A 22,996-nucleotide genomic window follows, 5' to 3' on the forward strand; every position below is an offset into this window, starting at 1 on the left:
ACAGCTTATGGCTATTCGTTACATCTTTGCGTAAGCCCGTAATTAATTATTCCGCGGGCGCATTATACGTCAAAAAATTACTAATACTGAAGTAGTTAGCACGATTCAGGGGGAAGATATCGACTAAAAGATAGTATGAATGTAGTTTTATTACCGTTGAGAGAAGAATTAATGACTGTTTTTCAACGCGAGCATAAAAAAAGGGATCCGTAGATCCCTTGTTCTTTTCGTGATGTTAATTAGCGATTAGGCAAAACATCTTTCAGTTTGTTGTGCATGTCCAACAGCGTTTTTTCGGTGGTTTCCCAATCGATACAGGCATCGGTAATGGATACGCCGTATTGTAGGTCCGCTGGATTCGCGGTCATTTTCTGGTTGCCCCAGCCAAGATTCGATTCAACCATCAGACCAACGATCGATTTATTGCCTTCAATAATCTGATTGGTGGCGTTTTCGACCACCAGCGGTTGCAGTGCTGGATCTTTGTTGGAGTTAGCATGGCTGCAGTCGATCATAATGTTTTGCTTCAGACCGGCTTTCTCTAATGCCTGTTCGCAGAGGGCCACATGCACAGAATCATAATTAGGCTCGCCATTACCGCCACGTAAGACAACATGGCCATATTTGTTACCCCGAGTACGAACGATGGAGACTTGCCCCTGTTCATTAATACCGAGAAAACTATGGGGATGGGCGACCGACTCGAGTGCGTTGATTGCCACGGTGAGACCGCCATCGGTACCATTTTTAAGGCCCACGGCACCGGAAAGCCCGCTGGACATCTCGCGGTGTGTTTGAGATTCGGTGGTGCGCGCACCAATAGCCGACCAAGCAATCAGATCTTGGATATACTGTGGTGAGATCGGATCAAGTGCTTCGGTTGCCAATGGCAGGCCAGCTTCAGCTAGTTGTAACAGGAGTTCACGGCCAATATGTAAACCCTCTTCAATTTGAAAAGAGTCATCCATACGGGGATCGTTAATCAGGCCTTTCCAGCCGACGGTGGTACGAGGTTTCTCAAAATAGACGCGCATAACCAGATAGAGAGTGTCCTGTACCTGCTCAGCAAGCTGCTTTAGCTTCTGACCATATTCGATAGCCGCTTTGGTATCGTGAATAGAGCAAGGGCCTACCACGATAAATAGCCGCTTATCTTCACCTTTCAGAATGTTCTTAATCGTTTGGCGACTTTCCATCACGGAAGTGGCCGCAGATTCTGATAGGGCTAATTTTGCTTTAAGCTGATCAGGCGTGATCAGTACATTATTACTCTCAATATTGAGGTTTTCGACTCGGTTATCAGACATCTCAATTTCCTAAAGTGCACAGCCTTTACTCTGTACACCCGTTAGCGCGTTCGTAAAGGAGGTACGTTGTAACATATTCAGGGGAAAGGTTTAAGTGCTGGTGGTCGCTATCGGATGATACAATTCGAATAAATAGAGAGAGTTTTGATCTGGCGAAGAATTCTGGCTATATTTCGGCAAGTTTTTCGCTATTTCACGCGGCGTTGAGCGAACTCCTCCGTTATCATGCTGTCCACTATCTGTTCGATCCGACTTACACATTAAGAGGTTACTGTGCCTGTAGTATTTCAATCCTTCGTCTTGCCACGATTAGGCGCCAGCATGGTCGCCGCGCTAATGTTGTTTCTGCTTCAGTTGAGTGCGCCGGTTCAGGCGGGTTTATTCGATAACGCCAACCCCTTTGCATCGCAAAAAGGCCCACTGCCGGTAGAGCAGGTGTATCTGCTCGACAGTGAACAGGTCGACGGGCAGGTCAAACTGATCTGGACCATTCAAGATGGCTACTACCTTTACCGCGACAAAATAGAACTGAGCTATGGCACCGAAGTGGCCGAGCTTAATCGTAGCTATTCTGATGCGGTCCAAAAAGATGATCCTTTATTTGGCCAAGTTTGGGTGTATCACAACCAAGCGTTAGTGAATCTGGATCTCACCAGCACCACCGGCCAACCGGTCGATAGCAAAATTTCCATTACCTATCAGGGCTGTTGGGATGGGGGCATTTGCTACCCACCGGTAACTACCACCGTTGACCTAAAGCAGCTGCCAGTGAGCACCGCAGCGGTGACGCCAGCGACTGATACAGCGCAGGTTAGTACAGCACCGGCGACCTATGCGCCCTTAGCGCAGAGCGAGCAGGATCGTTTTGCCGCTATGATCTCCGGCAGTAGTCTGTTGTTAACCTTGGGGGCCTTTTTTGTCGCCGGGCTCGCCTTAGCGCTGACCCCCTGTGTCTTTCCTATGATTCCTATTCTGTCGAGTATTATTGCCGGGCAGGGCCACCGCACCACGGCGATGCACGGCTTTATGCTATCGCTGGTGTATGTGTTGGCGGTGGCGGTCACCTATACCATCGCTGGAGTGATTGCTGGGCTGTTCGGTGAAAACCTTCAGGCAGCCTTCCAGAATGCCTGGATTATCGGCTTGTTTAGTTTTGTCTTTGTGCTGCTGTCGCTGTCGATGTTTGGTTTCTACGAGCTGCAACTGCCCAATGCCCTACAAAGCCGTTTAAACAACCTCAGTAACAGTCAAAAAGGTGGTTCTGTGATGGGGGTTGCGATCATGGGCCTGTTATCCGCCTTGATTGTTGGTCCCTGTATGGCGGCACCGTTGGCGGGGGCGTTGATCTATATCGGCCAGACCGGCGATCCGTTACTCGGTGGCGCCGCGCTGTTCAGCCTGAGCATGGGGATGGGCGTGCCCTTACTGATTGTCGGCGCATCGGCGGGTAAGTTGTTGCCTAAGGCAGGCGTGTGGATGGAGAGCGTTAAAGCTGGCTTTGGAGTGATGTTGCTGTTGCTGGCGGTGTGGATGCTGGATCGAGTGATCGACGATAGTATCGCGCTGCTGCTGTATGCGGTTATCTTGCTGGTGGCGGCGGTGTATATGAAAGCCTTGGATCGATTACAGGATGAGGCTCGAGGCTGGCGTGTGTTCTGGAAAGGTATCGGCGTGGTGTTGCTGTTATATGGCACCTTGCTCTTTGTGGGCGGTATGACCGGCGGCACCAGCTTGTTACAACCGCTGAAACATATTGCCGTGGCAGGGTCTGCTCAAGCGTCGACGGAGATGCACTTTGTGAAGGTGACCAACAAGAGCCAACTGGATCAGTTGTTAGCGGAAGCCAAAGCGCAAAATAAGCCGGTGCTGCTCGACTTCTATGCCGATTGGTGTGTGGCCTGTGTCGAGCTGGATCTGTTTACCTTTTCGGATGCAGGTGTACAGCAGGGGCTGAGCGGCTTCTCACGCATCAAAGTGGATGTCACCGCTAATGATGATGACGCAAAAGAGTTAAGCCGTGATTATAGTGTGATAGGCCCGCCTGCGTTGATCTTCTATGATCGTGCGGGCACATTGCAGGCGAATATGACCCTTATCGGGGTGATCGAGCCAGAGGTATTTATCAACCATATCGCTCGACTGCGTTAACAGTGGTTAGTGAGATTGTTAGTGAGGTTCTTTGTGCATAAGGCGCTATCAATCGCGAAGCAAAAAGCGAAATAAGCGACATAAAAAAAGGCTGATGCGTAAGCATCAGCCTTTTTTGTTGGGACCATTTGTTAGGCTTAACAACCTAACGCTGTCCTTTAAGCGAAGGTCATTTCCGGCACGTTGTCCGGCACAATCAATTTACCTTCGGTCTTCTCGATAATCTCTTCGACCGACACACCTGGTGCCCGCTCTTTCAGATGGAAAGCACCATCTTCAATTTCGAGGTAGGCGAGGTCGGTCAAGACTTTCTTAATGCAACCACGGCCAGTCAGTGGCAATGAGCATTCGGTCAATAGTTTCGATTCGCCATGCTTAGATGCGTGGGTCATGGTGACGATAATATTATCCGCACCGGCCACGAGATCCATTGCACCGCCCATGCCTTTAATCAGCTTGCCGGGAATCATCCACGAGGCGATATTGCCGTTCACATCCACTTCAAATGCGCCCAACACGGTGAGATCAACGTGTCCGCCACGAATCATGGCAAAGGATTCCGCTGAGGAGAAAATCGATGCACCTGTAGCAGCGGTAACCGTCTGCTTACCGGCGTTAATCATATCCGCATCAATTTCATCTTCGGTTGGGAAGGGACCCATACCCAGCAAGCCATTTTCGGATTGCAGCATTACTTCAATCCCCGCAGGGACATAGTTTGCAACGAGTGTAGGGATACCGATGCCCAGGTTTACGTAAAAACCATCCTGAAGCTCGCGTGCTACACGCTGAGCCATCTGTTCACGAGAGAGTGCCATTGTTTTTCCTCTTCTCCCTAATAGCCGTTATAACGCGACAGCTATTTGGAATACATTATTATTGTTTAGCCCTGACGTACGGTACGTTGCTCAATACGCTTCTCGAAGGTGCCTTTAATCACCCGATTGACGTAGATGCCGGGGGTGTGAATCTCGCTAGGGTTCAACTCGCCGGGTTCGACGATCTCTTCCACTTCAACCACGGTGATTTTGCCTGCTGTCGCGGCCATCGGATTAAAGTTCTGAGCGGTGTCGCGGTAAACCACGTTACCGTAAGTGTCGGCTTTCCAACCTTTAACAATGGCGAAGTCACCGGTAATGGATTCTTCCATAATGTAGTGACGGCCGTTAAATGCGCGTACTTCTTTACCATCACCTACTGGTGTGCCGTAGCCTGTTGCGGTGTAGAACGCAGGGATACCAGCGCCGCCAGCGCGCATCTTCTCGGCCAAGGTGCCTTGGGGTGTCAGTTCAACCTCAAGCTCGCCTGCCAGCAGCTGTTTTTCAAACAGTGCGTTTTCGCCAACGTAAGAGGAGATCATTTTTTTGATTTGACGATCAACCAGCAGAATACCCAGACCGAAGTCATCGATACCGCAGTTGTTAGATACAATCGTGAGGTCTTTGGTGCCCATCGTTCTGATCTGCTTGATCAGATTTTCAGGGATACCGCAAAGGCCGAAGCCGCCTGCGATAACGGTCATGCCGTCTTCCAGGCCTGCCATCGCTTCTTCGTAGCTATTTACTACCTTGTTGAAACCCGACATGTGTGCAACTCCGCATTAGCTGTTGTTGTTATAGGCAGGTACCCGGCTGGGACAATTCTGTTGCCAGAACTCCGGGTACCTGATGCAACCATTCTGACCCATATCGGCTGGCCTAAAAAGGTCAATCGAGTGGATCGGTGGGTTAAGTCTCATATACTGGCTATTATTTAGCAAATTTAATAATTTAAACTATTTATAAGATTTCTTTATAAATAGACTGTAAATTACCCTTTATCGAGAGAATAGAGTACATAAACGCGGTGAGATATGGCCAATATTACCCTTAAACAGTTGAAAGCCTTTGTGGCGGTTGCCCGCACCCAGAGCTTTACCGAAGCCTGTATACAGGTGCATCTGTCGCAACCGGCGTTGAGCATCGCCATTAAAAACCTCGAAGAGGAGGTTGGAGGTGCGCTCTTTAGCCGCACCACTCGGGCGATTGCGCTCACGCCGGAAGGGGAGGAGTTCTATCCGGTCGCCCGTAAAATATTGCAGGACTGTGATCTGGCCCTAGAAGATCTTAGCCAGCGGTTTGCCCTCAATCGAGGCCGAGTGGTGTTAGCGGCTATGCCATCGTTTGCCAGTAGCTTGTTACCGGGGCTGATCAGTGAGTATCGCACCCTCTATCCCGGTGTTAGTGTCACCGTGAATGATGTGATCGCCGAAGACGTGGTGGATACGGTACGCAATGGCCAAGTGGAGGTAGGCATTACCTTTGACCCTGGCCGTTCTGAAGATCTCTCTTTTATGCCCCTGTTTGATGATCGTTTCGTGGCGGTTGTTCCTGCACAACACACCTTGGCTGAGCATGACAAAGTCTCGTGGCAGGCACTGCTGAATAATGACTTTATCGCCTTGCAGCGGCCCTCCAGTATCCGTTTATTGATCGAAGCCAAGTTGCGCCAGTTAGGGATGCAGATGTCGCCGGAGTTTGAAACCCATCAGTTGGCCACCATCGGGCGCATGGTGGTCACCGGTTTAGGGGTGAGTGCAGTGCCGTCACTCTGTATTCAGCAGATGCGGGAGCAGGGCGCCGTCTGTCGTGAACTCCATACGCCGGTGATGTCCCGCCCAGTGGGCATCGTCACCCGCAAACGCTATCCACTTTCAACCGCCGCACGCAGCTTGGTTGATATTATTCAGGCATCGGCGGAGGAGCTTGCCCAAGAAGTGAGGTTGACTTGATTGGAGTGGTGATATGACCTAACGCTTTGATTTAACGGCATGCGACTATTAAAATTTAGGCAGGTTTATGGCAGGGACGTAGCCTCCATAGTGTCATCCATGGGGCTGATTAAGAGATTGCTTTGGTTTCTGCCATCTGCCCTTGATTGTGCGAAACTACGTCATCATAACGTTATGATGCTACAATGTTATAACGCTATCTAACCAAAGGTGATTTATGAGTACTTTATCCAAACGTTCGACTGTTTATTTCGAGCCTTCAATCCATAACGCTTTAAAACTCAAAGCGGCGTCTTCTAACACGTCAGTCTCTGAGCTTATCGATGAAGCTGTACGGCTGCTGATGCGCGAAGATCAAGAGGACCTCACCGCCGTGAGACAGCGAGCGAATGAGCCTGAAATATCTTACGAAGAACTGTTAAACAGTTTGGAAGCCGATGGAAAAATATAAAATCACTTTCAAGAAGTCTGTCACTAAGGACTTCAAGGCACTTCCTAAAGCTGATATTAAAAAAATATTGGCAAGAATCGACTCATTAGCTACAAACCCTAGAAGAGAAGGTGCGATCAAGTTAAGTGGTCAAGATCTATATCGTATTCGCCAAGGGCTTTACAGAATCATTTATGAAATCAGAGATAAAGAGCTTGTGGTACTGGTTATAAAGGTCGGCCATCGTTCGGATGTATATCAACGGAGTTAACCCGCATGACAACAAGGGCGATTAAAAAGGCAAAACCCATTGCTGCTTGTTCGCTTGGAACAGATGTCCGCAAGCACTGGTGTAGCGAGGCACGCCCTCGTGCCGATAAGCGTATGAAGCGATAACCTAATTCATGCATCCTTGCTCTCTCTATGGCGCCCAATCAAGGGTCTAATCAAGAGTTTAATCAATGACCGAACGATAAGCCTCGATAATGTGGCTCACATCCACGGTGCTGCCCTGTTGCATCCGTTGGTAGTGATTTAGCGTTGTCTGTAAATAGCGCTGAATGATGCCTTGTTGCTCCTCTGAATGGGCCTGCCATAGTCTGTCACCCACTGGACTGATAGGTCTACCGGCATTGCTGTCAGCTGACACCAGTATGATTTCGTAAAAGCGATGGTTCTCTTCGATCAAAGCTTCATCTTTCAAGCTGAAATTGAGTTCGATCAACGTCTGACGCAGGGCAAATTGATGGTGCACGGGGCAGAGTAGAAAATCGAGGCTCAAGCCTGCATGTGTTTGTTGAATGGCGCTAACAAACTGCTTAATAAGATCACCACCTACCCCCGCAATAATGATCAGTTGCCTGCTGCTGTGCTGTTCTAATGGCAATGCCGCGACATCAAGGCAGTGGGTAGTCCAGTTATCAGCGAGATCGGGGTAATGCTGTTGCAGTCGGTTTTCTAATTCAGTGATCAGTGCGGGGACGATATCCACAAAATGGATCTGAGCGCCGCTGTGTGAGAGTAGGGCAGCACCGAGATGGCCATGGTCACAACAGCAATCCCAGATATGGCTGTAGCCGGGTGTTACCATCCGTTCAATCTGGGTTAATCGTTTACTGAGTTTCAAGAAAGGGCCAGAGTTAGGTGAAAATGTGTATTGTAATGTCTTTCTGCTGTGTAGAGCACGCTACATTAGGTAAAAAAATAGCCCCGTACTGTGTACGCAGTCGAGGCTCTATCATTATTTAGTAATTATTTATTTCTGTATTTATTTGTCACTAATTTCGTGCAGAAAAGTTCTTGCTGCTTCTTTCCCTTTGAGTGAAAAACCAACTTCATGTCCCTGCTTATCTTTGATCACTAATAAATTTGAATCAGGCCAAAAGCTTCTTATTACCTTATCATCAGAGATCGATAAAATATTATCGCGGTGTATCTTATATTGGAGGTTGTATTGGTAGCTTCTGCTATCCCACTTGACCATATACGCACCATTATCAGTTATAAAAAAGACCCCCGAAAGTTGAGCTTCTTTACGATCATACATCACTGTAAATTCTTTGAAGTATACTTTTTCAGATCCATCTTTCACAACATCGAGTGCAATAGGTTCAAACACTGGAGTGTGCACAGGTCCGCTCATTGTTAGCATTGGACCAGGACCAGGGGCTGAACAAGCAGAGATTCCAATTACTGTGGCAGATATTAATAATATTTTTGAAAGTGCGTTCATTCGATCTCCTTATCTATGGGGAATTAAATTTAATGGCCAAGGTCTCATTTTACTTAGCTAAACTCAGCCCAAATCGGCGCGTGATCGGAAGGTTTTTCCATGCCGCGGATATCGTAATCGATATTGGCGTCGGTACAGCGCTGATAGAGTGAGTCGGTTGCCAGTACCGCATCGATACGCAGGCCGCGTTTAGGTTCGTCATCAAACCCCTTGCTGCGGTAATCAAACCAGCTAAACAGGTTGTCGGTATCGGGATGGATTTTACGGAAGGTGTCTTTGAGACCCCAGCCGAGTAAACGAGCTAACCATTCACGTTCTTCCGGTTGGAAGCTGGTTTTACCTGATTTGAGCCAGCGTTTACGGTTAACTTCACCGATGCCGATATCGATCTCTTGCGGGGAGATATTCAGGTCGCCCATCACCACCAAAGGCTGTTCGGGATCGCAGTGCTGTTCAAGATAGTCTTGTAGATCGTTATAGTATTTGCGCTTTGCGGGGTATTTGGTTTCATGGGCAATGTTTTCACCCTGAGGGAAATAACCGTTTAGCACCTTGACCCGAGTACCGTCGATATCGTATTCACCGATGATCATCCGTTTCTGGGCGTCGCTATCATCGCCGGGGAAGCCTTTCTCGATGCTGACCGGTGGCAGTTTGGAGATCAGACAGACACCGTAATGGCCCTTTTGGCCGTGAAACTCCACATGATAGCCCAGTGAGGTAATCATCTCTTGGGGGAACTCGTCATCATGTACTTTGGTTTCTTGAATGCCGATGACGTCGGGCTGATGTTTGTCGATCAGGGCTTTAATTTGATGTGGGCGGGCGCGCAGGCCATTGGTGTTAAATGAGATCAGTTTCATGCTACATCCAAAAGAAAATCGATAAGAGGTGCTAGATGGCGCCTACGTTAACCTTCAGGTAAAAAAAGTGCAATCGTGGGCGATTGAAAAACCCTATTACCAATTTTGTTGATCTTTATTGGCATCATGGCCCCACAGCAGGTAGATTAGGGCCCATATTGTGTTATCCGGCAGCGCCTGGTTTTGTCGCTCTGTCTGTTTAGTTAATTGTTATCAGTGTTAAGGGGATTTCTGTGGCAGAATTTGATTTTGATCTGTTTGTAATTGGGGCTGGCTCCGGCGGTGTGCGGGCTGGACGTATGGCGGCGGCGAAGGGTGTTCGCGTCGGTATGGCTGAAGATCGTTACTTAGGTGGCACCTGTGTCAACGTGGGCTGTGTGCCTAAGAAGCTGTTCGTGTATGGCTCTCACTTTACAGAAGATTTCGAAAACGCGGCTGGATTTGGTTGGACCGTAGGTAAAGCAACCTTTGATTGGCCAACCCTGCGAGACAACAAAACCAAAGAGATCGAACGTTTAAACGGTATTTACCGCAATATGCTGGTGAATTCCGGCGTTAATCTGCTGGATGGTCGCGCTAAAATCACTGGGCCGAACAGTGTTGAGGTTGCGGGTAAAGAATATACCGCCGAACGCATTTTGATCGCCACCGGTGGCTGGCCCTTTGTACCTGAGTTCCCAGGTAGCGAGTATGTGATTAGCTCCAACGAAGTGTTCTACCTCGATGAGTTTCCAAAGCGGGCGATTGTGGTCGGCGGTGGTTATATTGCCGTTGAGTTTGCCGGTATTTTTGCTGGTTTAGGCGCTGAAACATCACTGATCTATCGGGGCGATATGTTCCTGCGTGGTTTTGATCAGGAAGTGCGTGAGTTTACCGCTGAAGAAGTCGCGAAGAAAAATGTATCACTGCGTTTCAATAATAATATTGAGAAGATTGAGAAGCAGGCCGATGGTTCATTGTTGGCATCACTGACCGATGGCACTACCTTGGCAGCCGACACCATTATGTACGCGACTGGCCGTGTGCCGAATGTGATGGATCTCGGGTTGGAAAATATTAACCTAGAGCAAAAATCCAACGGTGCGATCGTTGTTAACGATCAGTTCCAGACCGCTGAACCCTCTGTCTATGCGATCGGTGATGTGATCGACCGTGTACAGCTGACACCGGTTGCACTGGCCGAAGGGATGGCATTAGTGCGTAATCTCTATGAAGGTAAGCAGCAACAGGTCGACTACGATCTGATTGCTACGGCGGTTTTCTGTCAGCCTAATATCGGTACGGTTGGCCTGTCTGAAGAAAAAAGTCGTGAACTCTATGAGAATGTCGATGTCTATTCTTCTAAGTTCAGAGCAATGAAACATACCCTTAGCGGTAGCGATGAGAAAACCTTCATGAAGATGTTGGTTGATCGCGATACTGACAAGGTGCTTGGGGTTCATATGGTTGGCCCCGACGCTGGCGAAATCATTCAAGGCATTGCAATTGCCTTGAAGGCGGGTGCTACTAAAGCGGTATTTGATTCCACTATTGGTATACACCCCACCGCTGCCGAAGAGTTTGTAACAATGCGTGAGCCCGTAAGTTAAGTGACCTTCATCGACTATTGCCCCGGCTGCTCTGCAGACCGGGGATTTTTTTTGCTTAAAAAAGAGAATAGGGTTGAACGATAGAGGTGAAAGATAGGGTGAAGAAAAGCAGTGAACGTCGATGCGTTAGGTCTATCTCACAGAGGTGAGATGCTCAGCTAGCGATTTGAACGTTATTACGACCCGCTTCTTTCGCTTTGTAAAGGGCCGCATCCGCGCGGGCGATGAGGTCTTCCGGTGATTCTTCTCTGTCCAGTCGCGCCACGCCGAAAGAGGCGGTGACCGAGCTAATGACTTCGCCGCTTTTCTTCTGTTTGATGCGAATAGCCGCGATACGGTGACGAACTTTTTCGGCCAACGCGCAGGCATCCTCAATACTCATGCCGGGCAGCAGCATAGAGAACTCTTCACCACCAAAGCGAACGGGCACCAATGGTTCAGTACATTCCTCTTTGATCAGTTTGGCAACATATTGCAGCACCTTATCGCCCATTTGATGGCCATAGGTATCATTAAACTTTTTAAAGAAGTCGATATCCACCATGATCAGCGTGACATCGGGGTTAGGATTTTCGGCGAGCTGGTTGATCTCCATATCGAAGACGCGACGGTTAAATAGACCGGTTAGGGGGTCGATAGTGGCGTCTCGGCGAGACTTATCTAACTCCTGTTTTAGGCTGCTAATTTCTGCCTGCGCATGATCGATCTTTGTCTGAAACTGGCGGGTGCTTTCGCTGATGGTTTCGGTGTTGCTGGCTAGGTTTTGGATAATGCTTTCGAGGGACTGATCGTCGTTACCCTTTTTCAAGGCGGCTAAGCTTTCTTGCAGCACCTCATTATAGGCTTCGGTATCCTGCACGGTCGTTGATGCAGAGCTTTCTAGATCACCCATCACCGACAAGAGTGCGCGTTGAACTACTTCGGCGTTTTCGGTTTCATCCTTAATGAGGAATTCACTAAAAAGCTGCTCACTGACACGGTTTGGACAGGTACCATAGATCTCCAGCACTTTATCCATCTGTTGATTGAGCTTGGGTAGTGTTTGGGAGACATAAGCATACCAAAGGGCGTAATTCAGAGGCGTAGGCGGAATGACGTTTTTCACCATGAGAGGAATGACCTGGCGAAGGTATTCTGTAGCTTGGTGGGAATTATCGGCGAACTTCATAGAACCTCATTTTGTCTATCTCGCTAAAACCTAGGATGTAACGTGGCCTAAACAATAACACTATTTTATCCGTCGGTAGTACTTTGATCTATCTGTGCTCATCGAATCTTGCTTAAATTTCGCGGGCAGTTCAAGTTAGCTCGGTTTTTGGCATCTTTTTTTTGAGCCTGTTTGATGGCTCAGGGACGACGGATTTAAGCCGTTGTTTCTTTGATGCGCAGTACTCAATCGGGAGGCATTGGTTGAGTAATCCGCGATGAAACAACTATTCTTTTTATGCAGTATGTTTAAATAGATAACGTTTGGCAGTGTATTCAGGGGTTGTTATGTCACCGATTTACGGACTTCATTTTCATAATATTAAGGGTGATCTCTTTGGCGGGTTAACCGCGGCGGTGGTTGCATTGCCCTTGGCCTTAGCGTTTGGTGTGTCCTCGGGTGCCGGTGCTATCGCGGGCTTGTATGGTGCGGTGTTTGTCGGTTTATTTGCTGCGCTCTTTGGTGGCACCCCGAGTCAGGTGTCTGGCCCAACGGGGCCGATGACCGTCGTGATGGCGTCGGTATTTACCCAGTTTGTGGCGTTGGACCCGGTCAATGGCGCTTACTATGCGTTTACCGTTGTGATGATGGGGGGGCTGTTGCAGACGTTGTTTGGTCTGCTGAGGTTGGGGAAATATGTCACCCTCGTGCCGTTTCCGGTGATTTCCGGATTTATGACCGGTATCGGCATCATTATCATCTTGTTAGAACTCGGGCCGATGTTTGGCTATCCATCCTCGTCTAATACCGTCGAGGCGTTAGAGCAGATTCCCCATTATATTACAGACGCTAATCTCGCCGCTCTGTTGCTAGGCAGCGTGACGTTGGGGATCGTGCTTTTTTGTCCGAACAAAATTGGTGATGTTATCCCGCCAACCTTGCTCGCACTAGTGGTCGGCACTCTGATCTATCAACTGTTTCATGGTGAGACCGATTTAGCGGTGATTGGTCATATCCCTACCGGTATGCCTAGCTTGATGCTGCCAACATTTTCACTCTCGATTCTCAGTGATATGTTGTTTGCCGCCCTCATGTTGGCGGTACTGGGCTCTATCGATTCGCTGTTAACCTCGCTGGTGGCGGATAATATGACCAAGGTGCAGCATGATTCTGATCGTGAACTAATCGGTCAGGGCATCGGTAATATGGTGGCGGGGCTTTTTGGTGGCTTGCCCGGCGCGGGAGCCACCATGCGCACCGTTGTGAATATCAAAGCGGGAGGGCGAACACCGCTGTCGGGTGGTTTTCACGCCTTGATACTGATCATTATTTTATTGGGCGCTGCGCCCTTAGCTGAAGATATCCCCCATGCGGTATTGGCGGGTATCCTGATCAAAGTGGGACTGGATATTATCGATTGGCGCTTCCTCTCTCGGTTGCATCGGGCGCCTCTGTTTGTCGCGGCATTAATGTTACTGGTGTTGGGATTAACGGTGATGGTGAATCTGGTGACCGCGGTGTTTGTCGGGATGTTTATTGCCAATGTGGTAACGGTGAAAGGCCTTGCCGATCATCAACTGGACAGCATCCGCGTGATCGATAGTCATGCCGGTAAAGATGAGCAGTTAACACCGCGTGAACGGGCATTGTTAGCTGAAACCCGTGGCCGAGTGATTCTGTATCAGTTTGATGGCCCGGTCAGCTATGCCGCGTCGAAAGGGCTAGCGGCAAAACTTCAGGGGCGTCGCCCCCATGATGCCCTGTTGATGGATTTTACGCGGGTGCCTTTGATCGATGTGTCAACGGCATTAGCGATCGAAGATATGATTGTGGAGGCGCAGACCCTAGGTAGGGATGTGCATATGATCGGCCTGAACCCTATCGTTAAAGATATCTTGCAACGCTTTAGAGTGCTTGATCTCATTCCACCGAACTGTTGTCACCATACCCGGGAAGCGGGGCTAGAAATGGCCTATGCCATGGTGTTTCGTGATGAACTTAGCTGACACTCAGACTGATCAGATGCTGAAAAGGGGTTAGCGCCTGTTTAAAATCGGCCAGCCGGTTGGCGGGCAGTTGTGCGGTGATTTGAATGCCGGTGCTAAAGCAGCGTTCACAATCGCTTAATTTAAACTGGCTAATGAGTTGTTCAAGGTCGCCGGTGAGTTCGTAGGGGGCGACGAGAACGATTTGCTGGGTTGGGGTGACCGTTTCAGTGGGTAGCGTTTGTAAGGCTTCCTGTACGGCTTGAGAGTAAGCTCGCGCGATACCGCCGGTACCGAGTTTGATACCCCCAAAGTAACGGGTCACGACGGCGCAGATATTCCCCATATGGCTGTGACAGAGAACATTCAGCATCGGCTGCCCAGCGGTGCCTTTAGGTTCTCCGTCATCGCTAGCGTTCCATTGATGGGCATCATTGGGGGCGCCGGCGATATAGCTCCAGCAGTGATGGTTTGCTTTGGGCTCTCTTGCCCGCACCGAGGCGATAAATTGGCTGGCGCTGTCGCGGTCAGTCACCGGCTGAATATCACAGATAAACCGACTCTTACGCACTTCGATTTCAGATCGCTGAGGTGCGGCTGGGCGACGATAGTCCATGTGCAAATATCCGTTACAAACGGGCTGGTTGGCTGCCGAGCCACAGGTGGATACCGCCGAACCAACTATGTTCACTAAAGAGACGATTAAGCTCAGTTTCTAGTGCCTTCAAGTCAATCGACTGGTTTTCTTCAGAGTTCAGCAGCATGAGTTCAATTTCAACCGCATCTCGGCGGTAAAACAGCGCCAAGCGGTTAATGCTGAGTTCTGGGTGGCCAGCTTGATCGAGAATCTCCCAGAGAATACCGCTGATTTCGGTTCTGAAGGGTAAGCTCATCGACAGGTCGTGGCCCTCTTCATCATCATAGGTATCGATATGAAAGATAACGTGGCCGATATCGTCAAATTGTGTCATTAACCGAGAAACCGCTTTGTCGCCGATAAAGTGGCCTTCTGAGGCGCTCAGGTGAGGGGCTACCTGAAGGTGCATCTCTAACTGGCTCTGACTACCCATGCTACGACTTTTAAAGCTGTGGACGCTTAGAACGCCCTCTACGCCCATGATGGCATCGGTGTAGGCTTTGATCTCTTCTTCAGGCAGCGCGGTGTCGACCAGTTCGAGAATGCTTTTCCAGGTGAGATCCCAGCCGACTTTAGCAATGATCAGTGCGACACCGATGGCGGCGACGGAGTCGAGCCAGCTAATGCCGGCCATCGCGCCGGCGACACCGAAAAATACCACGATGGACGAGAAGGCGTCGGTGCGGCTATGCCAAGCATTGGCGATAATTAGATCTGATTTGATCCGTTTGCCCACGGTGAGGGTATAGCGATAGATCAGTTCTTTGGCTGCCACCGAGATAGCGGCAATGACTAAGGCTGGCCACTCAGGGAGTTGTAATACTTCGTTGCGAATCAGGGTAAGCAGACTGTCATAAGCCATAGCGCCGGCGACAGCGACCAGTACGCAACCTAGAATAACGGTGCCAATAGTCTCGAAGCGAGCATGACCCCAAGGGTGTTCTTCATCCGGCTCTTGATGGGAGTATCGAATAATCCAGACCACCAGAATATCGGTGACCAGATCAGAGAGAGAGTGGATACCATCGGCGATCAATGCAGTGGAATGTGCCATCATTCCGAAAACAATTTTTAGTACCCCGAGTATGGTATCGATAATAGAACCGATGATGGTAATACGCTGGGCTTGTGACTGGTGGCTACGGGATTCAGGCATGGTGAAAACGAGTCCGATTTTTGACGAGGGCAATATGGTAAGTGGAACCGCTTGAATTGGCTAGTTGAAAGATATTATTTATAAATTTATTTATCAAAAAAAGGTTGACTTCTTTTCGTCACAGCAATGACGCGGAATTGAAACCTTTCTGGGATAAAAATCAGTAACCGCTGGGTTGAATGAGTTTTATCTAATATAAGTCATTGAAAAATAGGCAATAAAACATCTGGTTAAAAAATAACCATATTGTCTGGATCGGCTTGAATTCGGGAGTCGAGGAGAGGATAAAGCAGGGTACCCACAATGTTATCCACAATTAATGTGAGTAGATTGAGACAGCCCTTTGGTTATCTATAATCTGGCGGTTGTCCCCAAGGTCTGAGGACCCTATTATGGCCCCTCGCTAATCAAAAAAGGAGTAGGTAGAGATGGAAGGTGGCAATGCACTTTCGCTGTTATTACCGATAGCACTGTTTGTCATTATGTTGGGTATGGGGCTGACGTTGACGCTGGGGGATTTTATCCGTTTACGTTCTCGTCCGGTGGCGATTATCGCCGGTCTTTTACTGCAGTTGGTGTTACTCCCTTTGCTGGCGTGGCTGGTGGTGATGTTAATGGACCTGCCGGTGTTATTGGCAGCGGGATTATTGATCGTCTCTTTTGCGCCGGGTGGTGCGACCTCCAATATGATTAGCTACCTGTGTCGTGCCGATACGGCGCTGTCGATATCCTTAACGGCGATCACCAGCTTGATCATTCCGTTCTCACTGCCTTGGCTTACTTGGTTAACCCTTGAGTATCTGCTGGGGGAAGGGGTGCTGGTGGCGTTGCCGGTGTTGACCACCATTATGAAGCTAGTGGTGGTTACATTGGTGCCGGTGACGCTGGGGGTGGTGATCAATCATCGCTGGCCGCTACTGTGCGCGCAACTGCAACGGCCGATAAAAGTGCTGTCACTGGTGTTTATGGTGATCGTGGTGGTGATGATTAGCTGGGCGAATCGGCAGGTGTTACCGCAACTGTTGCCGGTATTAAGCCCTGCGATTATTTTGTTGGCGAGTAGTGCGATGATCTTGGCAGGGGTGTTGGCCCGCTATCTGTTGGGGCTGAGTACCGCCACGGCGCTCACGCTGAGTATCGAGACCGGCATCCAGAATGCGGGGACGGCCTTGATGGTTACCGGGGCGTTGCTGCAACAGCCGGAGATGTCGTTAGCCGTCTTGTTGTACGGCATCCTGATGCAGATACCGGCACTGCTGTTGGTGGTGTGGCGTAACTGGCCACTCAGACGTCCGTCAGTGTTAGTCGATACCCAATAATTTATGGGTTTGCAGGCTTAGCTTCCACTGGGGGTGCTGTAGGCAGAATTGAATCGTGTCCCGCGTATTCATCGGCTGCATAGGACCATCCATCGGCTGGAGATAGAAGTGGCTAAACGCGAGTGACTGAAACTGCTCAGGCTGGGCTAAGGGTTGGGGATATACCAGTTTCAGTTCATCGCCGCTTAACTGCACGAGTTCCGCATCGGCCTTAGGGCTGACGCAGATCCAGTCGATAGAGGCTGGGACCGCTAAGGTGCCATTGGTTTCGACCGCTATCTCAAAGTCTTCTTGATGCAGGGCGTCGATAAGGGCTGTGTCTAGCTGTAACAGTGGCTCACCTCCCGTACAGACAACGTAAGGCTTGCCCTGCTGTGTGTCTGGCAGTTCAGGCCAGAAGCTTCTTACCGCCTTTGCCAGCGCCTCAGCGGAGTTAAACTTACCACCATTCTGACCATCGGTTCCGACAAAATCGGTGTCACAAAAATCACAGACGGCTTTATGCCGATCCTGTTCTCGCCCAGACCACAGATTACAACCGCTAAAACGACAGAATACCGCCGGCCGACCGGCCTGTGCGCCTTCGCCTTGAAGGGTGTAAAACATCTCTTTAACGCTGTAAATTTTGCTCACTGAACTGCCCCGATCTGCTGAATGCGGCTAGTCTACACAGTGGTTAATGAAGTTTAAATAACAACTTGAGAAAGGATGAGAAAATGATCAAGAGATTATCCCAGATTGAGACCTTATCTTGCATGTGAGTGCAGCGCGATACGCAGCGTTTGGCTGTTCTTCGATTGGTCTTTAGTTGATCTTTGGCTGCTCGTTGGATTGGAGCTCAACCGGTCGGCGACCGGCTGAGATCTAGCGGGTTGTTTTAAGGGCGTTGTGCTTCACCGCCAAAGGCTTCGGTCAGGGCCGGAATCAAGCGGGTGAGTTCCAGAGACATCTGCACAAAATCAGCATCAAACTGGGCAAAAGCCTCTTCAGGGCTGTCTTGATCCATTTTTTCTTTCAGTTGATCCGATAACTTAATGCGCTTGATACACAGGTCATCTTGCAGGATAAAGTTCAGGCTTTCTTGCCACTCTAGGGCCAGCTTAACCACCCGTTTGCCCGCTTCAAGGTGATGGCGAATCTCGTCGCTTTCGAGATCCTGTCCTTTACAGCGAATAATACCGGTTTCAACGGCACTGTCTCTGAGCTCGCATTCGTCCAGTAGTTCTAGACCGGTGTAACGCTCCTGTGGTTGCTCCAGCCAGGTCGACATTACCGCCGATGGGGATTGATTCACATCAGGCAGAACCACCGGCAGAGAGCCCAGTAGGCTGCGCAGGTGGCTAAGCAGTTCTTCGGCGCGTTTATGGCTGCTGGCATCAACAATCAATAAGTTATGCTCTGGCGCGATTAATGCCCAGGTTGTTTGATACTTACTGAATGCACGGGGGAGCAGGTCGAGCACAATTTCATCTTTGAGCTGATCCTTCTCTTTTTTATAGACCTTACGCGCCTGCTCGTCCTCGATCAGCTTAACCTTGTTATCGAGTTGCTGACGAATGACTTGAGAGGGAATGATTTTATCTTCTTTCTGCGCGGCGATAAGCATAAAGCCATTGCCGGCATGGACGAGCATTTCGGAAAGGTCGCCACTCGGGCTTACCCAGCCAAAACGGCTCAGTTCTTGGCTACCGCAGGGGGTGAAGGCTTTCTCGCCGAGTTTTTCTTCAAGGGCTTCTGGGGTATAGGTAAACGGCTGTGTGAAACGGTAAAAAATGGCATTTTTGAACCACATGAGATGAGCCCTTAGTAACAGATAAAAATGAGACGCTATTGTAAAGCGATATCCACGCGAACAGAACCCATCGGCATATAATCGGTGCCCAATCCACGATTGAATGGATAAGGAGCAGGGTCAAAAATATGGCAGAGTATTGGGCTAGGATCGCGTGAGCGATGTTGCTGCGAAACGGTACTCGACTCAAGCCCGTGAAGGCTGGCCTTCGATAAGAGATGGCGAGTACCGCGGCGTTGATAGTCTAGTTGCCTAGAGCAGATCAGAGCCCTTCATAGGCTAGCAGGGTGAAAACAGGGATATTACTTTGCTGAATCAGTTCAGATCCGTGTAGATCGGGTAGATCAATCAGGGCCGCTGCTTCATACACTTCGGCGCCAAGTTCTTTAATGATGGTACTGGCGGCGAGGATGGTGCCGCCGGTGGCAATGAGATCATCAAAGATGAGTACTTTATCGCCTTCAGCGACGGCATCAATCTGCATTTCGACGGCGGCGGTGCCGTATTCTAGGGCGTATTCGCGATGAATTGTTTTACCTGGTAACTTGCCTTTTTTGCGCACCAGCACCAGTGGTAGGTTGAGTTGGTAGGCGATGATAGAGCCAAACAAAAAACCGCGTGCATCGATAGAAGCAATATGGGTGACTTCCGTATCGATATAACGCTGGATAAACGCATCGGCAATCATTCTGAGGGCTTTGGGGTCTTTAAACAGCGGGGTGATATCTCTGAACATAACGCCGGGTTCTGGCCAGTCGGCTATCGTACGCATGACTGACTTTATATAACATTCATCGAAACTCATCAGGATTACCTTAAAACAGTAGGGCTAAAATCGGCTAGGGCTATAAAAACGGGGTGCATGATAACAAGAATACCCGCTAAAGAGCGGGTATTCTTTTCATTGGAGCAAGGTTTACTCGAGAGGACAGGCTTTGCCGTCATGCTCTTGTACATCTTGAGGTTCACCGGATAGGCGATAGATCTCTTCTAGGTTGCACAGATCGATCTCTTTACCATCCACCCGTACTAGATCCATTTTTTGGAAGCGGGTAAATATGCGGCTAACGGTTTCTACCGCCAATCCGAGGTAGTTACCGATCTCGTTTCTGGACATGGATAAACGAAACTGAGTTTCTGAGTAACCACGCATTTTAAAACGGATCGAGAGTTTAATCAGGAAGGTTGCCACCCGCTGTTCAGCGTTTTTCTTGCTTAATAGCAACATCATCTGCTGATCATCACGGATCTCTTTACTCAGGGTGCGCAGAATCTGACGGCGCAGTTCCGGCATCTGACCTGAGAGTTCGTCGAGTCGCTCGAATGGGATTTCACAAACCGTGGTTGTTTCGAGTATTTTTGCTGATACTGGGTATTGATCGTTATCAAAACCACTCATGCCGACCATTTCGCCGGGGAAGTAGAAGCCGGTAATCTGCTCTTCGCCTTCATTGGTGAGGGTATATGTTTTAACGGTGCCGGCACGAATAGCATAAACAGAGGTAAAGGTTTCGCCTTGGTTGAAGAGGTGATCCCCTTTTTTGAGCGGCCGGCTTTTATCGATAATATTATCTAGCTTGTCTATCTCTGTCATATTAAGGGACATAGGTAAACATAAAGAACTGAGGCTGCAAGTATTACAGTGCACCTGTCTCAAGCTGTGTAGTTTCCCTTCTGAAGCCTTATGGTTGCCCATAATGATGTCCTGTTCCGTTGATTTATTAGATAACGCTGATACGTGATTATCTACTAAATCGCCCGCAGGGTGAAGTATTTCCCACATCAAATGATGCGGGAGAAACCTTTAGTCGGTTCTTGTTTCGGGATATAGGCATCAAACGCCATACAGATGCGGCGGATAAGCAGCCGTCCTGCAGGGGTGACTTCGATGTTGCTGGGGTTAAGGTTGACCAGCCCATCATGGGTAAAGCGCTGCAGTTCTTGCAGCGCTTCAGCAAAGTATTCACTAAAGTTTATGTCAAACTGCTGCTCTATAGTGGTCATATCTAATTCAAAATGGCAGATCAATTGAGTGATCACTGCGCGACGGATACGGTCATCGGTGCTCAGGGTTACGCCCCGTTTTATGGCGTTATTCCGGGATTCAACCGCAGCGGTATAGGCGCTCATATCATGTTCGTTTTGATAATAAACGTCGCCAATCTGGCTGATGGATGACACGCCCATCGCGACAAGGTCACAATCGCTATGGGTGGTATAACCCTGAAAGTTGCGATGCAGTTTGCCGCTTTGTTGTGCCAGTGCTAGTTCGTCATCGGGCTTGGCGAAATGATCCATGCCAATGTATACGTAACCGGCGGCTATGAGCTTGCTGATGGTGGTTTCTAAAATCGCGAGTTTGGTTTCTGGGCTAGGCAGATCTTCAGCTTTTATGTGGCTCTGGGAGCGAAAACGGTCAGGCATGTGGGCATAGTTGAATACCGACAGCCGGTCGGGGCTGAGCGCGATAATGCTATCCAATGTTTTGCTAAAGCTTTCCAGTGTTTGATGCGGCAGACCGTAGATAAGGTCGATATTGATTGAGCGGAAACCTAGACGGCGGGCTTCGTGAAGAACATCGGCAATCTCTTCAAGCGGTTGAACGCGGTTAACGGCCTGTTGTACTTTGAGTTCAAGGTCTTGAACGCCAAAGCTGACACGGTTAAAACCGACCTCGCGCAGCACTTTGAGCATCTCATGGTCCACTTCACGGGGATCGATTTCGATCGAATAGTCACCGGAATCATCATCGAGTAAGGTGAAGTGTTGTCGCAGCTGTTGCATCAGTTCAACCATCTGCTGGTTGCTGATAAAGGTGGGCGTGCCGCCTCCTAGGTGAAGCTGTTCCACGGTCCGGTCATCGGCATACCATTGGGATAACTCGGCCATCTCTTGGTAGAGGGTGTCGAGGTAGGGTTGAGCCTTTTTGCGATTCCGAGTAATCACTTTATTGCAGGCGCAGTAATAGCAGACATGGGCACAGAAAGGGATGTGCACATAGAGTGATAAAGGGGCTTTTTTATCCGCTGTTTGCTGGCCAGTATTGACCAGATCTTCAGCCGATAGATCCGGATTGAACTGAATCGCAGTTGGGTAAGAGGTGTAGCGAGGGCCGGACAGGTCATAACGGCGGATCAGGTCGAGATCCCATTTAATCAGGTTGTTCTGGTTCACAACAATTCTCACTCTTACTGCAAAGGGAGGCGATTATAAGGCTTTTCCCCAAACCTGTATTGATATCAATCAATAAAGGGTAAGCCGAGGCCTCGCCAAGGGATGGTGTAGAGGCCAAACAGGATGATGAGCAGTCCTGCCACGGTTTGTGCCTTTTTGTTTTTCAGCAGGGCCTGTACCTGATTGGCCAGAAGGCCCGTGGCCAGCATCGCGGGAACCGTTCCCAAGCCAAAGCAGGCCATCATCATCGCCGAGACTTTCCAGTCACCGGCGGTCGCACTCCAGATTAAGGTGCTGTACACCAGTCCGCAGGGCAGCCAGCCCCACAGACCACCAAGGGCGAGTGCTTGTAGCGGGTTGCTGACGGGGAGTAATCGGCGGCTAAGGGGTTGGATATGACGCCAAAGGTGGTTGCCCTGTTTTTCAATCAAGGCTAAGCCGCGCCATATTTGCGCCACATAGAGGCCCATTAAAATCAAGATGACGCCGGCAAAGGTGCGTAACAGGATCGCGGTTGTGGGCGAGCTAATCAGCCAACCAAGGCTGCCTAGCAAGGCACCAGCAATGGTATAGCTGGTAATTCGGCCTAGGTTAAAGCCAAGCAGCAGCAGGGCGGGATGTTGGTTTTTTCGGTCGATCCCCATCGCCACCGCGCTGGAGATGCCGCCACACATGCCAAGGCAATGGGCGCTGCCGAGTAAACCTAATAGTAGTGCGGTGAGGGCTGAGACTTGTTCTGTCATTGGGGTTTATCAGTTGGTGTGTGGGCAGGCTTGTGGATCTTTGCTTCGTCGGGGATGAGATCCTCATCATCATCATACAGAATGCTATGGGCTGGAGATTCTAGATCGTCGAGTTGGCCGCTGTTCACCGACCAGAAAAACCCCCAAATAGCGATGCTCGCAAGAATAATAGCGATAGGGATAAGCAGATAGATAATCGACATG

At 49.5% G+C, this 22,996-nt stretch carries 23 protein-coding genes; 7 read left to right on the plus strand and 16 right to left on the minus strand.

Annotated elements, in window-relative coordinates; all coding sequences use genetic code 11:
* Positions 1 to 239: 239 nt before the first annotated feature.
* Positions 240 to 1,307, minus strand: a complete 1,068-nt coding sequence (locus EH243_RS01340; protein WP_126156830.1) for a 3-deoxy-7-phosphoheptulonate synthase — start codon at positions 1,305 to 1,307, stop codon at positions 240 to 242.
* Between the two features lie 273 nt (positions 1,308 to 1,580).
* Between EH243_RS01340 and dsbD the strand changes: the two genes are divergently transcribed.
* Positions 1,581 to 3,455 carry a protein-disulfide reductase DsbD gene (gene dsbD, locus EH243_RS01345; protein WP_241234961.1) on the plus strand — a complete coding sequence of 625 codons (1,875 nt, stop codon included), beginning with the start codon at positions 1,581 to 1,583 and terminating at the stop codon, positions 3,453 to 3,455.
* Positions 3,456 to 3,613: 158 nt separating this feature from the next.
* On the opposite strand, the gene EH243_RS01350 is transcribed toward dsbD, so the two are convergent.
* Positions 3,614 to 4,273, minus strand: coding sequence for a CoA transferase subunit B (locus EH243_RS01350; protein WP_126156831.1), 660 nt, complete (start codon positions 4,271 to 4,273; stop codon positions 3,614 to 3,616).
* 65 nt (positions 4,274 to 4,338) lie between these two features.
* A complete protein-coding gene (locus EH243_RS01355; RefSeq protein ID WP_126156832.1) occupies positions 4,339 to 5,040 on the minus strand; it encodes a CoA transferase subunit A in 702 nt (233 codons plus the stop codon).
* A 267-nt stretch (positions 5,041 to 5,307) separates the two neighbouring features.
* On the opposite strand from EH243_RS01355, the gene EH243_RS01360 reads away from it, so the two are divergent.
* The 3 genes from EH243_RS01360 (at position 5,308) to EH243_RS01370 (ending at position 6,926) form a co-directional block, all read left to right on the plus strand.
* Positions 5,308 to 6,225 carry a LysR family transcriptional regulator gene (locus EH243_RS01360; protein ID WP_126156833.1) on the plus strand — a complete coding sequence of 306 codons (918 nt, stop codon included), beginning with the start codon at positions 5,308 to 5,310 and terminating at the stop codon, positions 6,223 to 6,225.
* 217 nt (positions 6,226 to 6,442) lie between these two features.
* Positions 6,443 to 6,676 carry a ribbon-helix-helix domain-containing protein gene (locus EH243_RS01365; RefSeq protein ID WP_126156834.1) on the plus strand — a complete coding sequence of 78 codons (234 nt, stop codon included), beginning with the start codon at positions 6,443 to 6,445 and terminating at the stop codon, positions 6,674 to 6,676.
* The gene (locus tag EH243_RS01370; RefSeq protein ID WP_126156835.1) at positions 6,663 to 6,926 is read left to right on the plus strand and encodes a type II toxin-antitoxin system RelE family toxin; all 264 of its coding nucleotides are present in this window, start codon (positions 6,663 to 6,665) and stop codon (positions 6,924 to 6,926) included. The genes EH243_RS01365 and EH243_RS01370 overlap by 14 nt, the downstream gene beginning before the upstream one ends.
* Before the next feature lie 183 nt (positions 6,927 to 7,109).
* On the opposite strand, the gene EH243_RS01375 is transcribed toward EH243_RS01370, so the two are convergent.
* The 3 genes from EH243_RS01375 to xthA all read right to left on the minus strand — a co-directional run bounded on the left by EH243_RS01375 (position 7,110) and on the right by xthA (position 9,250).
* Entirely contained in the window at positions 7,110 to 7,781 is a 672-nt protein-coding gene (locus tag EH243_RS01375) for a tRNA (adenine(22)-N(1))-methyltransferase (RefSeq protein WP_126156836.1), read from the minus strand.
* 141 nt (positions 7,782 to 7,922) lie between these two features.
* Positions 7,923 to 8,387: a hypothetical protein gene (locus EH243_RS01380; protein ID WP_126156837.1), complete on the minus strand. Its 465-nt coding sequence runs from the start codon at positions 8,385 to 8,387 to the stop codon at positions 7,923 to 7,925.
* 53 nt (positions 8,388 to 8,440) lie between these two features.
* Positions 8,441 to 9,250 (minus strand): exodeoxyribonuclease III, encoded by an 810-nt coding sequence (gene xthA, locus EH243_RS01385; protein WP_126156838.1) that lies wholly within the window; start codon positions 9,248 to 9,250, stop codon positions 8,441 to 8,443.
* Between the two features lie 233 nt (positions 9,251 to 9,483).
* Here xthA and gor point away from each other — a divergent pair, with 233 nt between their 5' ends.
* Complete coding sequence (gene gor / locus EH243_RS01390) at positions 9,484 to 10,839, plus strand: glutathione-disulfide reductase (RefSeq protein WP_126156839.1); 1,356 nt, start codon at positions 9,484 to 9,486, stop codon at positions 10,837 to 10,839.
* Between the two features lie 154 nt (positions 10,840 to 10,993).
* On the opposite strand, the gene EH243_RS01395 is transcribed toward gor, so the two are convergent.
* A complete protein-coding gene (locus EH243_RS01395; RefSeq protein ID WP_126156840.1) occupies positions 10,994 to 12,007 on the minus strand; it encodes a GGDEF domain-containing protein in 1,014 nt (337 codons plus the stop codon).
* A gap of 326 nt (positions 12,008 to 12,333) precedes the next feature.
* Here EH243_RS01395 and EH243_RS01400 point away from each other — a divergent pair, with 326 nt between their 5' ends.
* A complete protein-coding gene (locus tag EH243_RS01400) occupies positions 12,334 to 13,992 on the plus strand; it encodes a SulP family inorganic anion transporter (RefSeq protein WP_126156841.1) in 1,659 nt (552 codons plus the stop codon).
* On the opposite strand, the gene EH243_RS01405 is transcribed toward EH243_RS01400, so the two are convergent.
* Positions 13,985 to 14,587 (minus strand): YigZ family protein, encoded by a 603-nt coding sequence (locus EH243_RS01405; RefSeq protein ID WP_126156842.1) that lies wholly within the window; start codon positions 14,585 to 14,587, stop codon positions 13,985 to 13,987. The two genes, EH243_RS01400 and EH243_RS01405, sit on opposite strands and share 8 nt — an antisense overlap.
* A gap of 13 nt (positions 14,588 to 14,600) precedes the next feature.
* Complete coding sequence (locus tag EH243_RS01410) at positions 14,601 to 15,764, minus strand: cation diffusion facilitator family transporter (protein ID WP_126156843.1); 1,164 nt, start codon at positions 15,762 to 15,764, stop codon at positions 14,601 to 14,603.
* 428 nt (positions 15,765 to 16,192) lie between these two features.
* On the opposite strand from EH243_RS01410, the gene EH243_RS01415 reads away from it, so the two are divergent.
* A complete protein-coding gene (locus EH243_RS01415) occupies positions 16,193 to 17,083 on the plus strand; it encodes a bile acid:sodium symporter family protein (RefSeq protein WP_126156844.1) in 891 nt (296 codons plus the stop codon).
* Here EH243_RS01415 and queE read toward each other — a convergent pair.
* The 7 genes from queE to ccoS form a co-directional block, all read right to left on the minus strand.
* Positions 17,066 to 17,707 carry a 7-carboxy-7-deazaguanine synthase gene (gene queE / locus EH243_RS01420; RefSeq protein ID WP_206441473.1) on the minus strand — a complete coding sequence of 214 codons (642 nt, stop codon included), beginning with the start codon at positions 17,705 to 17,707 and terminating at the stop codon, positions 17,066 to 17,068. The two genes, EH243_RS01415 and queE, sit on opposite strands and share 18 nt — an antisense overlap.
* Positions 17,708 to 17,960: 253 nt before the next feature.
* A complete protein-coding gene (rdgC, locus tag EH243_RS01425) occupies positions 17,961 to 18,875 on the minus strand; it encodes a recombination-associated protein RdgC (protein ID WP_126156845.1) in 915 nt (304 codons plus the stop codon).
* A 262-nt stretch (positions 18,876 to 19,137) separates the two neighbouring features.
* Positions 19,138 to 19,680: an adenine phosphoribosyltransferase gene (locus EH243_RS01430; RefSeq protein ID WP_126156846.1), complete on the minus strand. Its 543-nt coding sequence runs from the start codon at positions 19,678 to 19,680 to the stop codon at positions 19,138 to 19,140.
* Between the two features lie 111 nt (positions 19,681 to 19,791).
* Positions 19,792 to 20,571 carry a fumarate/nitrate reduction transcriptional regulator Fnr gene (gene fnr, locus EH243_RS01435; protein WP_126156847.1) on the minus strand — a complete coding sequence of 260 codons (780 nt, stop codon included), beginning with the start codon at positions 20,569 to 20,571 and terminating at the stop codon, positions 19,792 to 19,794.
* A gap of 86 nt (positions 20,572 to 20,657) precedes the next feature.
* Positions 20,658 to 22,049 carry an oxygen-independent coproporphyrinogen III oxidase gene (hemN, locus tag EH243_RS01440; RefSeq protein ID WP_126156848.1) on the minus strand — a complete coding sequence of 464 codons (1,392 nt, stop codon included), beginning with the start codon at positions 22,047 to 22,049 and terminating at the stop codon, positions 20,658 to 20,660.
* 65 nt (positions 22,050 to 22,114) lie between these two features.
* A complete protein-coding gene (locus EH243_RS01445) occupies positions 22,115 to 22,792 on the minus strand; it encodes a sulfite exporter TauE/SafE family protein (protein WP_126156849.1) in 678 nt (225 codons plus the stop codon).
* Complete coding sequence (gene ccoS / locus EH243_RS01450) at positions 22,789 to 22,995, minus strand: cbb3-type cytochrome oxidase assembly protein CcoS (RefSeq protein WP_126156850.1); 207 nt, start codon at positions 22,993 to 22,995, stop codon at positions 22,789 to 22,791. Before ccoS ends, EH243_RS01445 begins: the two co-directional genes overlap by 4 nt.
* Position 22,996 lies beyond the last annotated feature (1 nt).

The sequence above is a fragment of the Amphritea opalescens genome (assembly GCF_003957515.1).
Taxonomy (GTDB): Bacteria; Pseudomonadota; Gammaproteobacteria; order Pseudomonadales; family Balneatricaceae; genus Amphritea; species Amphritea opalescens.